The following is a 12543-nucleotide window of genomic DNA, read 5'->3' as shown; positions in this document are numbered from 1 at the left end:
GAGCATCGTCCCCCGCGGGCCTAGAGTGGTGGCGGAGAAATGCCATGGCCACCATCCGCCATGCCGCGCAGGCGACGATGGACGCATGGGGAAGGTCACTGTGCTCGAAGCACTCGGACTCGATGAGGCACACACTGCCGTCTACCGGCGGGTGCTGCAGCAGCCGTCCGCCTCGACCGCCGAGATCGCCGGCAGCCTCAGCATGTCGCTGCCACGCGTGCAGCCGATCGTCGATGAGCTCGAGCGCCTCGGATTGCTCGCACGTCAGGCGGCGAGCAGCGATCGATTCACGGCATCCCCACCCAACATCGCCCTGCGCCCCTTGCTCCTCGAGCGCGAGCGCGGCATCAGCCGGGCGCACGAGGCACTCCTCGAGCTGAGCGACCTGTACCGCCGCTCGGCGGAGCAGCGCAGCGTCGCCGATGTGGTCGACGTGGTGATCGGCGACGACGCGGTCCGGCAGCGTGTCGCCCAGCTTCAGGCTGCCTCGACCACGCAGGTGCGAGTGCTGGTGCTGAACGAGATCGCGTTGCTCAGCGGGGAGGAGAACATCGAGGAGGATCGGGCTCTCGCGCGCGGCGTGCGCTATCGCGTCATCGTCGAGAGCGCGGTGCTCGAGCGCCCCGGCTTCCTCGCGGCGGCGCGAGACATGTCGCAGATCGGCGAGGAGATCCGCGTCCTTCCGACGCTCCCGACCCGCATGTTCATCGCCGACGATCAGATGGCGCTCGTGCCGATGCACTCGCAGGGCGAGGACGACGGATTCGGCGCGCTGCTGATCCACCCCAGCGGCCTGCTCGATCTCGTCGTGTCGATCTTCGAGGAGTACTGGCGCGCCGCGACGGAGTTCCTGCCGCTGGCCGCCGCCCCTGTCGCCGAAGACATCGACCGCGATCTGCTGCACCTTCTTCTCATGGGAGTGACGGATGCCGCAGCGGCAGGGCAGCTGGGAATCTCGTTGCGCACGGTCCAGCGTCGGGTCGCCGACCTCATGGACATCGCAGGTGTGACCACGCGCATGCAGCTCGGAGCCGAAGCCGTGCGCAGGGAGTGGGTCTGAGCAGCCCGCAGGGACCTCGTCAGCCCCGAGCGCGCGGAACGAAACGCGGAACCCATCGCACGAACGCGAGGGCGCCGACCAGTCCGATCGCTCCCATGACGCCGCTCGCGACGGCGAGCGTCGCGGTCGCGGCGATCGCCGAGACGAGCAGCGGAGCGACCGCGCCGCCGGCGTCCGTGAGGGTGCGCCACGAGCCGAGGAAGGGCGCCGGGTCGGTCTTGGGTGCGACGTCGGCCCCGAGGGTCAGCAGGATGCCGCTGGAGAGGCCATTGCCGACCCCGAGCACAGCCGCGAACATCGCGAACCACATCGCGGACTGGTCGGTGTCGTGCGTGAAGGACAGCGCGATGAATCCCACGCCCATCAGCAGCATCGCGGGAAGCGCGGCCCACAGCCGGCCGAAGCGATCCATGACCTGGCCGCTGGCGTAGAACAGCGCGAAGTCGATCGCGCCCGAGACCCCGACGACGAGGGCGATCGTCTGGGCGTCGAGCCCGATCGAAACTCCCCACAGGGGAAGGACGACTTGCCGCGCCGAGCGGACGGCGGAGAGGGATGCCGCGGCCAGGCCGAGCCGCGAGAGCACGTCGCGGTGACGCCACATGGTGCGGAACACGCCGGTGCGGGGCGTGCGCCGGGACGGCACCGGAATCGTGCCTGTGACCGGCTCGCCGGTGTCTTCGGCGAGGGCCGTGTCGGCGGCATCCCGTGTCGCGGTCGACGGCAGGAAGTGCGTCTCGGGGTCGGGTCCGAGCAGCACGAGCAGGATCGTCGCGACGAGGCAGATCCCGAAGAACCAGATCGTGACGTGCTCGTCGCCGAAGACGGCGATGAGTGCGGCGGCGACGAAGGGGCCGACGAACATGCCGAGACGGAACGTCCCGCCCAGCAGCGACAGTGCCCGTGCGCGGAACGCCAACGGCACTCGCGTGGTCATGAAGGAGTGGCGTGCCAACCCGAAGGCGGCGGCACAGAACCCGATGAGGAACACGGCGACGGCGAACAGCCCGAGAGAGGGTGCGAGAGCCATTCCGAGGATGCCCGCGAGCGAGACGACACCGGCGAGCGCCATCGTGAGGCGCTCGCCGATGCGGGCCACCGCCCAGCCTGCGGGGATGTTGCCGCACAGCTGGCCCACCACCAGCGCCGACGCGACCAGCGCCGCCACGGCGAGGTCGGCGCCCAGATCGGCCGCGATCACGGGGATGACGGGCAGCACCGCGCCCTCGCCGAGCGCGAAGAGGACGGTGGGCCCGTACACCATCGGCCCGAACCGCCACAGCACGTCACGTGCGGTGGGGGAGTCCGGACGATCGGCCATGTCCAACCACGTTAGTCTGGAGTGTCATGCTCGACTTCGATCCTTCCGCCGACATCCAGGCGCTGCGTTCCACGTTCTCCGACATCAAGTCCGTGGTCGACGTCGACGCACTCACCGCCGAGATCGCGCGTCTGAGCGAGGAGGCCGGCGCTCCCAATCTCTGGGACGACGTCGAGAAGGCGCAGAAGGTCACCAGCGCCCTCAGCCACCGCCAGACCGAGCTCAAGCGCATCACCGATGTCGAGCAGCGCCTCGACGACCTCGACGTGCTCGTCGAGCTCGCCAACGAGATGGACGACGAGGACTCCGCCGAGGAGGCCCGCCACGAGATCGCCGAGCTCGAGGACATCATCGGTCAGCTCGAGGTGCAGACACTCCTCGACGGCGAGTACGACGATCGTGCTGCCGTCGTCACGATCCGCTCCGGCGCCGGTGGCGATGACGCGACCGACTTCGCCGAGATGCTGATGCGCATGTATCTGCGCTGGGCCGAGCGCCACAAGTACCCGGTGAAGGTCCTCGACACGTCCTTCGCGGAGGGCGCTGGGATCAAGTCCGCGACGTTCGAGGTCGACGCTCCTTACGCGTACGGCACGCTGTCGGTCGAGGCCGGCACGCACCGGCTCGCGCGGATCAGCCCGTTCGGCTCGGCAGACAAGCGTCAGACGAGCTTCGCGGCCGTTGAGGTCATCCCGGTGATGGAAGAGGCCGTCGAGGTCGACATCCCCGAGGGCGACCTACGCGTCGACGTCTTCCGTTCCTCCGGTCCGGGCGGCCAGTCCGTCAACACGACGGACTCGGCCGTGCGCCTCACGCACCTCCCGACCGGAATCGTCGTGTCGATGCAGAACGAGAAGTCCCAGATCCAGAACCGCGCCGCGGCCATGCGCGTGCTGCAGACCCGCCTGCTCCTGCTCAAGAAGGAAGAAGAGGCGGCCAAGAAGAAGGAGCTCGCCGGTGTCATCACCGCGAGCTGGGGCGACCAGATGCGTTCGTACTTCCTCTACGGCCAGCAGCTGGTGAAGGACCTGCGCACCGGTTACGAGGTCGGCAATCCCGCGGTCGTCTTCGACGGCGATCTCGACGGCTTGATCGCCGCGGGCATCCGGTGGCGCAAGCGCAAGACCGACGACTGATCCGGATGCCTCGGCACCGGGTGTCGCAGGCGGGTCGGGCGGGGCATCCGCATAGGCTCGTTAGGCCATGATCCGGTTCGAGAACGTCACGAAACGCTTTCGCGGCACCGCGAAGCCTGCCCTGAGCAACGTCGACTTCGAGGTGCAGCGCGGTGAGTTCGTGTTCCTCGTCGGAGCGTCCGGCTCGGGCAAGTCATCCTGCCTGCGCCTGATCCTGCGGGAGGAGACGCCGTCCGAGGGGCGCGTCATCGTGCTCGGGCGCGACCTGCGCACGCTGTCGAACCGCAAGGTGCCCTACTTCCGCCGTCACGTCGGCGCGGTCTTCCAGGACTTCCGGCTGCTGCCGACCAAGACGGTCTTCCAGAACGTGGCGTTCACGCTGCAGGTGATCGGCTCGTCGAGGGCGTTCATCCAGCAGGCCGTACCCGAGGTGCTGGCGCTTGCCGGCCTCGCAGGCAAAGAGAAGCGGTTCCCGCACGAGCTGTCCGGCGGTGAGCAGCAGCGTGTCGCGATCGCCCGTGCCCTGGCGAACCGCCCGCAGGTGCTGCTCGCCGACGAGCCGACCGGAAACCTCGACCCTGGCACCTCGGTCGACATCATGCAGCTGCTGGCGCGGATCAACGCCGGTGGTACGACGGTCGTGATGGCGACGCACGAGGCGGGGTTCGTCGACCAGATGCAGCGACGCGTGATCGAGCTGAGCTACGGCGAGATGGTGCGCGACGAGCGGCACGGCGGCTACGGCGACACGTCGGGCCTGCCGAGCCTCGCGCCCGAGCCAGAACGCGGTGCCGCCGCCGTGGCCGCGCTGACGGCCGTGCTCGAGGTGCAGCGCGAAGCCGCCTTGGCGGCGGCAGCGGGGTTGGATCCCACGGTCGTCGACGCCGACGACGATGACATGACGGATGCCGCAGCCCTCGCCGCTGCGCCGCGCGCGAGCGCTGCCGAGCCCCGCCTCGTACCGGAGCGCCCGGAGCCCGAGCCCGAGCCCGCCGATGCCGGGCGACCCGTGCCGCCGGCGTCACCGGCATCCGATCCCGTCGCCGAACCCGCTGAGGAACGCACCGCCGAGCCGCCTCGGCCCGAGGCTCCCGTCGCGCCGGCGACGCCGAGTCACACCCAGCCGATCCCGGTCGCCGACCTTGCCGAGATCGACGTCGCCGAACTCGGGCTCGCCGACCGGCTGGGCCTGGGCGAGACCGATCCTGACGACGAAGTGGGGCCCACGTCATGAGGTTCGGTCTGATCATGTCCGAGGCCTTCACGGGCCTGCGGCGCAACCTCTCGATGGTCGTGTCGGTCGTGCTCGTGACGTTCGTGTCGCTCACGTTCGTGGGTGCCGCGATCCTCATGCAGATGCAGATCGGCAAGATGCAGGACTACTGGGCCGATCGCGCCCAGGTGCAGATCTTCATGTGCACCTCGATCTCGCAGACCGACACGTGCGCGGCGGGAGTCGCGACCGAGGAGCAGGTCACCGCGGTGCGTGAGCAGCTCGAGGGGGAGGCGCTGTCTCCTCTGATCCGCGACCTGCGCTTCGAGAGCAGCCAGGAGGCCTACGAGAACGTCGTCGAGCTGCTCGGCGAGGACTACGCAAGCGTCATCACGCCCGACCAGATGAACCAGACGTTCTGGATCAACCTCGTCGATCATCGCCAGTCCGACGTCATCAGTGAAGCGTTCACAGGGATGCAGGGCGTCGAAGAGGTCAAGGACGAACTGCAGTACCTGGAACCGCTGTTCTCGGCACTCACGATCGCGACGTACATCGCGGTCGGCATCGCTGCGCTCATGCTCGTCGCCGCGGTGCTGCTGATCGCCACGACCATCCGGCTGTCGGCCTATGCGCGCCGGCGAGAGCTCGGCATCATGCGCCTGGTGGGAGCATCCAACCGCTTCATCCAGACGCCGTTCATCCTCGAGGGCGTGTTCGCGGCGTTGATCGGGTCTCTGCTGGCCAGCGCGGCGGTCATCGCCGGCGTGCACTTCGGTGTCGACCAATACCTGCGCAACCGTGTCGAGTTCGTGACCACGTGGGTCGGCATGGGGGAGGCGTGGCTCGTCGTTCCCGCCATCATCCTCGTGGGTGTCGCGCTGGCGGCCCTGTCGGCGGGCTTCGCGATCCGGCGCTGGCTGCGCGCGTGACGCATGGCGCACGTGGCGAGGTAGACTGACAGGCTGCCGCGCGACGGGTGCGGTCCGGATCGAGGAGCAGTCATGCCCAAGGAACGCGGTGAGAAGGTCGTCGCGACCAATCGTCGCGCGCGTCACGAGTACGCCATCGAGAAGACGTACGAGGCCGGTCTCGTGCTCACGGGCACCGAGGTGAAGTCGCTCCGCGAGGGCCGCGCCAACCTCAGCGACGGCTACGCCTACATCGACGGCGGCGAGGCGTTCCTCGACGCGGTGCACATCCCGGAGTACTCCCAGGGCCATTGGACCAACCACTCCGCCAAGCGCACGCGCAAGCTGCTGCTGCACAAGGACGAGATCATCAAGCTCTCGCACGCGGTATCGGCCGGCGGTTACACGCTCGTGCCGTTGAAGCTGTACTTCTCGGACGGTCGGGCGAAGGTCGAGATCGCCGTGGCGAAGGGCAAGCGAGAGTTCGAGAAGCGGCAGACGATCCGCGAGCGCGAAGACAAGCGCGAGGCCGAGCGCGCCATGCGTTCGCGCAACCGCCTGGGCGAATAGCGCGACGTCTCAGCGGGCGCTGAATCGGGCCTCGACGGCCGCCGAGACGACGATGTCTTCCGGCTGCAGCTGTACAGCCGGTCCCGAGCCGGCATCCGCGGCGAACGACGCCTTGGCCATGAGTGCGCGAGGCGCGGGACCCGACTCCGGCCGGTCCTGACGTGACAGCAGACCGACGTCGGCGATCTCGAGAGGCGTGACGTTCTCCAAGCGCAATGCGTTCGCATACGCGGTCGCGCGGGTCACCGCCACGCCGACGGCCTCGGTGGCGACGTCGCGTTCAGTGATCGCACGCGTCTCGGGCGTGAGCTGCCACTCGATCCAGCCCAGCTGCACGCCCTCGCGCTCGGCGACATCACCGGCCCACCAGGACAGGACCGCGAAATCCGTGAACGTCGCCGAGAAGTCCACGCTCGCGTAGTGCACCGGCGCGAGGCGCTTGCCCTCGTTGTTCCACGGGCGCTCGGACCACACCGAGACCCGCTGGCTCGTCCACTCGACGACCGTGCCGGCGGACTTGCGGGAGGCCAGATCGTCTCGGACAGGCTCGGTGAGGGCGGCCATGCGCTCGACGACGGCGCCGCGCTCGGGACCCTCCGCCTTGATGGTGAGGTGCGCGATCGCGCGCTCGGGGGCGACACGAGTCTCGTGCTCGCCGCGGACCGTGATGACGACGTCGTTCATGACGCCGACTCTACGCGGGCGGGACGCGGTCGATGCGAAGCGGAATGGCGGGGCCGAGGCATCCGTTATAGACTGATGTGCTCGGATGCCACGGCGTCCGGTTTGGAAACTCCACAGTGTGACAGCGGCCCCTTCGCAAGAAGGAACTCTCCTCCAACGAGGATCACGGGGATGATCGGTTTCGACATCGCCTGCGAATCTGCGTGCAGCGGGCCGAGGATGCAGGGTTATCTCGTGAACGCTCCCTGCAAAACAATAACTGCCGAAAAGAAGCAGTCCGCGTTCGCCCTCGCTGCCTGAGCAGCGAGCCCGACGCCGTCAATCCGTGACCGATCCCGTCACGGGTATTGGCGTCATTTAGGGATCTTGCTGTGTGACGTCGCCTGAGCGTCACACGGGACTTTCTTCAGGCTGGGCTTGTCGACTTAGGTGTCTGTGACAAAGGTCGGAGCCGAGTAGAACGCTTTCACAGACTGCGCCCGGAGAAACCGCAGTTACTCAGCGATGGACGGGGGTTCGATTCCCCCCATCTCCACCAACCGCTGTCACAGAAGAGGGGCCGAGAGCCGCGGAATCCCGCGGATCTCCGGCCCTCTTCGTTGGCGTGGAGTGTGGGCCGCGGGTGCGCTTGCCCACAATTTGCCCACACTTGAGGAGGATCGCGCGCCGGTCAGACCGACCACAGCCGAGTCACATCGGCGTCGAGTCCGCCTTGGTTCATCCGCGCCGCGACGTCGGCCAGGTCGTCCTCGAACAGGTCGGCGTAGGTGTCTAGAGTCATCGCCGCGGACTTGTGACCGAGCATCCGGTGCACCGCCTTTACGTTCGCGCCGGACGAGATCGCGAGGCTCGCCGCGGTGTGACGAAGGTCGTGCGGCGTCAGGCGTTCGATACCCGACCGCTCGAGGGCGGCGCTGAACCATGACGTCGTGCCGAGGCTGGTCTTCGCACGTCGCAGATGATTGCAGTCGGGGTCCGCGAACACGAGGTCGTCCGGCCCCTTGCCGTCGCAGAGCTCACGCAGCGGCGCTTCCAGGAACTCCGGGAACGGGACGATCCGCCGCTCCCAGTTCTTCGGCGCCCCGACGACGATGCGTCCTTCGACCTCGACGGCCGCGCGATTGACTTGGATGCGGTCGCGCTCGAAGTTGATGTCGCGCACGTACATGCCGATCGCTTCACTCCATCGGAGGCCGCAGTATGCGAGCACCACGATCAGCGTTCGATAGGTCGGCGTCGACGCCGCTTCGGCGAGCCGCACGACCTCGTCGTGCGTCAGGTACCGTCGCGGCTTCTCGGATCGTTTCGTCGGCAGGTTCTGCGCGCCCCGAGCGACGTTGCGGGGGATGCGTCCGTCACGGACAGCGGTGTCGAGGATGCCGGCAAGAACCCCGAGCGCGCGATAGACGACCGTCGCCGATCGCGGGCTCCCCGCCACGCCGCTGCTCTTCGTGCGGCTCGTGGAGCCGTACCCTCGGAGAGCTCACGAATCCACTGCTCCACCTGCGACGCTCGGATATCGCCGATGCGGGTGTCGGACCAGCGGGGGAGTACGTATACCCGCCACGAAGTCTCCAGCGAGCTGTACGACGAGGCTTTGAGCGAGTGCCGCTTGTTTCGCAACCACTCGGTTCCAAGTTCGCGGACGGTGGCTTTGGCCGCGGCGGGGTTCGTGTAGGAACCATCCGAGCGGGCGACCTCGGTGCGAGCGAGGAAGAGCTCTGCGTCGCGCTTCGTCTTGAATCCGCGCTTCTCGACCTGGCGGTGCGTGGTGTCGTCGCGCCATCTGACGCGGTAGCGCCGGCCCGCCGCTGCCTGATACGCCGCGATGCTTCCCATGCTGACCTCGCAGTCAGAGTAACTCACGGCGCCGACGCGACCCGCTGGCGACGCACTTATATCCGGGGCCCCACTCCGGTTGAGCGCGTAAGCGGATCCGTAAACGGGCACTGCCGAAGGCGGGACCATCGCGGGCGGAAAGATTGCCACGGGCAACCAGAAGAACTGACCCTTCGAGGCTCTGTCAGTATTGCGTCGTGACCGATTACGCGCCCACGTCCGAGGCCGATGCAACGTCGACCGCCGGTAGGCGGCCTTGGTTCCTACGAGGTCCCTTCTGGCAGTCGGTCCTGGGCCAGGCTCTGGGCACGGTGCTCGGCGGCTACCTCGCCGTCACGCTTGCACTGGCGGCGCAGGGCCTCACGCAGTTCACCGGGTGGAAGCTCGTGGGCCAGACGGCTCTTGTTATCGGCGTCATCCTGTTTGGGATCGGTGTGTTGATGATCTTCGCGGTTGGGCTTGGCGCCGTCACATGGCCGCTCCGCAAGCGCCTCGCCGATCGTCCGCTTCTCAAGCTTCTATTCGAGACCGCAATGATCCTCGTGCCTATCGGCGGAACGATGCTGCTCGTCGTTTGGGGCGGAAAATGGATCATCGACCAGATACTCGCATGGTGATCGTGGCGCCCTGACAAAGAGCGAGCGGAGAGAGAAGACTGCGCCCAGGTCCAAGTCGGCTTGAGGGGACACCCGCCGTTGCCCGCGCTCAAACCTGTGGTCGCTGACGCCATCGGCCGCATTCAACCGGTCGAGCACTTTCCGGTGGGTTGCGTCGCCGGAACGAGTGGCAGCACGCAACCCGGTTCGCGATCGACGGGCGAGGATCCATCAGCTTGCGCCGCAGTCGTTGAGGCATAGAAGGAACCCATCACTGTCGCTTCACGGCGCGCATCGGTCGGTCGTTATGGGCTGACACTCACAGTCACGACGGCGACGGCCGGGCCGCCGCATCTTTCGCTTCCACCGATTCGTTCCCAACCGGGTTCCACGTCCGTTTCGCTGACGATTTGCCCGTCGGCCGCCAGCGTACGCACAGTGACTTGATCCGGGGCCATCATGTCTGTTGAGAATGTCCAGGAGTCGCCGTCGTGTTCGGCCGCAGGGGCACATTCTTTCTCGGTGCACAGTCGCACGGAGTCGATCGCGGCTGTCTCGCCTTCGAGCGCGACAGTAAGCGTGTTCACCCAGCCGATAGCGGGACATGCGGACGGCAGGGCTGATGCGCAGCCAGTCAGAGACAGCAGGATAGCTACGCCAGCGAGTGTCGGGATGCTCACCTTCCTATGCACCATCTTCATTTCCTTAGACTCTTCGCTGAGTTGCGAGCATGCAACCCCGGCTTCCGCGCTCTACGGTTTCGTGGATGCTGAATTGGTGTCGAGAGTGGGCGCCCAAGTGATGTCTATCGACACGGTGCCGGTCGGGTGGATGGTTGATGGCGTGATGGAGGCGGGGCTCACGGCGCTCTCCTGGTCTCAGCGACCCTTGTAGGCTCTAGGTGCTGCCGGAGCAGCTCTTTGGCGCGGGCGTGACGGCTTCTGGCGGTGGATGGGTTGATTCCTGTGTGCGCCGCGGCTTGCTCGATGCTGAATCCATCCCAATGCACAAGCCGAATCAGTTCGGCAAGCTGCTCAGGCAGTGCTGCGACTGCGGCGCGCACGTCGTGGACGTCGTCGAGTTCTGAGCGGGAGTCGTGAAGGGCTTCCGTGAGCCGGCGCGTCAGCGCATCGCGGCGGGCTGTGCTTCGGTAGTGGTGACGGAGGGTGTTTCGGGCGATCCCGAAGAGCCACATCCGGGCCGGCTCTGGCTCGGAGGGCGCCCGTCGGGCGCTCTTCAGAGCGGCGATGAGAGTTTCGTTGACTAGATCTGCGGCGTCCTCAGCGACGTCGATGCGGTTAAGGAAGTACCCGAGCAAGCGAGGGGCGGTGTCGCGTAACAGCGACTCCGCGGCGGTCGTCACTGGTCACCGGAATTCATAGAGTCCGTGGTGCACTGGACGTCGCCGGTGGCGGACAGCTTCGGGTCATTCATGGCGGCGTGCATGCCGTCAAGCACCGTGCGCATCAACGCGTTGTGAAGGAGATTGGCATCGGACATCTTCTCCTGCGGCGCCAGACTCCCCGGGTCCTCGAAGTCCGCTGGATCTGCACCCTCGACAAGATCTCCGAGGCGATCAAGCTCACCCTGCCTAGCAAGCCTCATAGCAAGCCACTCGAGGTTTGGTTCTAGGTCGTCGACGTTCACCGTAGCGAGATACGTTCGCGTCGCGGCGACCTGATCCGGGTCCCAGTGGACAACTTCTATGCGACCCTCGCAATAGCCAAGATAGGTGCCGCTTGCGTCGTCCCACTCGCGAGTGAAGACCACATCCGGATTGTCTGCCTCCGTGACCCAGGGAGCCCACTGGGTGGCGACCGCCGCCCCCGCGCCAACCAGTGCCAGCAGCGCGCCCGCGATGGCCGCGGGAACCAAGAACTTTCGGTTCCGACCGTTGGCGTGTACTTCCGAGACTCGCGCATCAATCAGCTGGTGAAGAGCCCCAGTGATGCGTCCCGAGTCGTCTGCCGCCCGACAAGCAGCTGCACTCAGTAGCACATCGAGGTCATCGGACCGTTCGCCTGTTCTCACGTCCATACCGATACATGCCCGGAATCAACCGGTTCGTCCAAATGAGCACCAAGAGAATCCGTCAGGACCGCCGTGCTCCAGTTGCTCCAGCTGCGCTGCGTTCGGCATTGAGACGAATCCACCGATTCGGCGAGGGGATAATCCCACCCTGGCAAGAGCGTAAGCCACCCAGACGATGCCAGCGGCAGCCTCACAGTGACCGCTTCCCCACGCAGATTCCCAGCTCCAGCCGCCGAAGGTATCAGACGGGCGATGCAGGGTCCGTAATCGCGCGGCTGTGAGCCTCATCGGCAGATCGCACGTTGGATGTTCCAGAGCAGACGTCTTGACGTGGTGGTAGACGTCTGCGCTGACGCATACTCAGTGTCATGCGCTTCGCCGGAAGGATATCGGAGGATTCTCCCGACCCAGTGGCCGAGCAGTGGGAACGCATCAATGCGATGCCGTTCCGCGTGTTCGGCCTCGCGCCGCAATCGGGTTTGGAAGAGATGGACCCGTCGGGATCCGGCAGCGGCAGCGACGCCGCCGGTACCAGGGATGGCCATGTCGGTCTCACATACGTGCTGTTTCGCAATCCTGCGAACCGTTCCGACCCGGCCAACTTCGCAGAGCTCGACGATCCGATCCGCGAGGCGTTGGAACAGCGGCCCCCGTGGCCACTGCCCGCATGGTATCTCCGGCAGCTAGATCTGCAGAGATACCCAATGCTGTGGGAGGCGATTCGTACCTCCTGGTACCGCGATGCTGCTACGCCGTCCATCGATGAAGTCCTCGTCGACCACACCAACTACATTTTGATGAATCAGTTCCGCGTCGAGCGCGGCCTTATTGGCTCGATCGGCAGCCTCCCACCCGCCCCTGACGTGACAGCAATCAGCGTCCAACGGGACGCGACTCTCCGCGTCGACGGCATCGACCGACAGGCCGTGCGCATCGACACAGACCCGCACGTATTCGCCATTGGAGCCCCAATCGGCGACACCCTCGTCACCGTCGTGGTCAATCGCGACGAACTACCGCACATCAACATCGAAGTAGTAACTCGCGGCCGGGACACCACCCGCGCCGACTGACGGCACCAGGCAGGTGCCGCCCGGTCACCGGTCGCCGAGCGCGCCGACGTGAGGCTGAGTAACTGGGGGTCCAGGGAAGGGCTGCGCCTGAACCCTTCGAATCAAGCGG

At 66.6% G+C, this 12543-nt stretch carries 12 protein-coding genes, 1 other RNA gene and 1 pseudogene; 8 read left to right on the top strand and 6 right to left on the bottom strand.

Annotation, left to right across the window (positions count from 1 at the left end; translation table 11 throughout):
- The first annotated feature begins 85 nt into the window (after positions 1-85).
- Positions 86-1060, top strand: a complete 975-nt coding sequence (locus HF576_RS18270) for a helix-turn-helix domain-containing protein (RefSeq protein ID WP_205835397.1) — start codon at positions 86-88, stop codon at positions 1058-1060.
- 19 nt (positions 1061-1079) lie between these two features.
- On the opposite strand, the gene HF576_RS18265 is transcribed toward HF576_RS18270, so the two are convergent.
- The gene (locus tag HF576_RS18265) at positions 1080-2381 is read right to left on the bottom strand and encodes an MFS transporter (protein WP_168914247.1); all 1302 of its coding nucleotides are present in this window, start codon (positions 2379-2381) and stop codon (positions 1080-1082) included.
- A 26-nt stretch (positions 2382-2407) separates the two neighbouring features.
- On the opposite strand from HF576_RS18265, the gene prfB reads away from it, so the two are divergent.
- The 4 genes from prfB to smpB all read left to right on the top strand — a co-directional run bounded on the left by prfB (position 2408) and on the right by smpB (position 6211).
- Positions 2408-3517 (top strand): peptide chain release factor 2, encoded by a 1110-nt coding sequence (gene prfB, locus HF576_RS18260; protein WP_168914246.1) that lies wholly within the window; start codon positions 2408-2410, stop codon positions 3515-3517.
- Between the two features lie 67 nt (positions 3518-3584).
- The gene (gene ftsE / locus HF576_RS18255; protein WP_168914245.1) at positions 3585-4751 is read left to right on the top strand and encodes a cell division ATP-binding protein FtsE; all 1167 of its coding nucleotides are present in this window, start codon (positions 3585-3587) and stop codon (positions 4749-4751) included.
- Positions 4748-5662, top strand: a complete 915-nt coding sequence (gene ftsX, locus HF576_RS18250) for a permease-like cell division protein FtsX (RefSeq protein ID WP_168914244.1) — start codon at positions 4748-4750, stop codon at positions 5660-5662. Before ftsE ends, ftsX begins: the two co-directional genes overlap by 4 nt.
- Positions 5663-5734: 72 nt before the next feature.
- Positions 5735-6211 (top strand): SsrA-binding protein SmpB, encoded by a 477-nt coding sequence (smpB, locus tag HF576_RS18245; RefSeq protein ID WP_168914243.1) that lies wholly within the window; start codon positions 5735-5737, stop codon positions 6209-6211.
- A 9-nt stretch (positions 6212-6220) separates the two neighbouring features.
- On the opposite strand, the gene HF576_RS18240 is transcribed toward smpB, so the two are convergent.
- A complete protein-coding gene (locus HF576_RS18240) occupies positions 6221-6895 on the bottom strand; it encodes an SIMPL domain-containing protein (protein WP_168914242.1) in 675 nt (224 codons plus the stop codon).
- Between the two features lie 167 nt (positions 6896-7062).
- Here HF576_RS18240 and ssrA point away from each other — a divergent pair.
- Positions 7063-7433, top strand: a transfer-messenger RNA (tmRNA) gene (ssrA, locus tag HF576_RS18235).
- A gap of 132 nt (positions 7434-7565) precedes the next feature.
- Here the strand turns inward: ssrA and HF576_RS20470 are convergent.
- Positions 7566-8333 carry a tyrosine-type recombinase/integrase gene (locus HF576_RS20470; protein ID WP_343234341.1) on the bottom strand — a complete coding sequence of 256 codons (768 nt, stop codon included), beginning with the start codon at positions 8331-8333 and terminating at the stop codon, positions 7566-7568.
- A gap of 296 nt (positions 8334-8629) precedes the next feature.
- A pseudogene (locus tag HF576_RS20820) lies at positions 8630-8734 on the bottom strand (hypothetical protein); the annotation flags it as partial.
- A 197-nt stretch (positions 8735-8931) separates the two neighbouring features.
- On the opposite strand from HF576_RS20820, the gene HF576_RS18225 reads away from it, so the two are divergent.
- Complete coding sequence (locus HF576_RS18225; RefSeq protein ID WP_168914241.1) at positions 8932-9351, top strand: hypothetical protein; 420 nt, start codon at positions 8932-8934, stop codon at positions 9349-9351.
- 838 nt (positions 9352-10189) lie between these two features.
- Here HF576_RS18225 and HF576_RS18220 read toward each other — a convergent pair.
- Together HF576_RS18220 and HF576_RS18215 are read right to left on the bottom strand one after the other, a co-directional pair.
- Positions 10190-10693, bottom strand: a complete 504-nt coding sequence (locus HF576_RS18220; protein WP_168914240.1) for a sigma-70 family RNA polymerase sigma factor — start codon at positions 10691-10693, stop codon at positions 10190-10192.
- The gene (locus HF576_RS18215; protein WP_168914239.1) at positions 10690-11367 is read right to left on the bottom strand and encodes a hypothetical protein; all 678 of its coding nucleotides are present in this window, start codon (positions 11365-11367) and stop codon (positions 10690-10692) included. Before HF576_RS18215 ends, HF576_RS18220 begins: the two co-directional genes overlap by 4 nt.
- 362 nt (positions 11368-11729) lie before the next feature.
- On the opposite strand from HF576_RS18215, the gene HF576_RS18210 reads away from it, so the two are divergent.
- Positions 11730-12434 carry a hypothetical protein gene (locus tag HF576_RS18210; protein ID WP_168914238.1) on the top strand — a complete coding sequence of 235 codons (705 nt, stop codon included), beginning with the start codon at positions 11730-11732 and terminating at the stop codon, positions 12432-12434.
- The last annotated feature ends 109 nt before the right edge of the window (positions 12435-12543 follow it).

It is taken from the genome of Microbacterium salsuginis (genome assembly GCF_012524205.1).
In the GTDB taxonomy this organism is placed as follows: domain Bacteria; phylum Actinomycetota; class Actinomycetes; order Actinomycetales; family Microbacteriaceae; genus Microbacterium; species Microbacterium salsuginis.
This window is presented reverse-complemented; position numbering and strand designations above follow the sequence as displayed.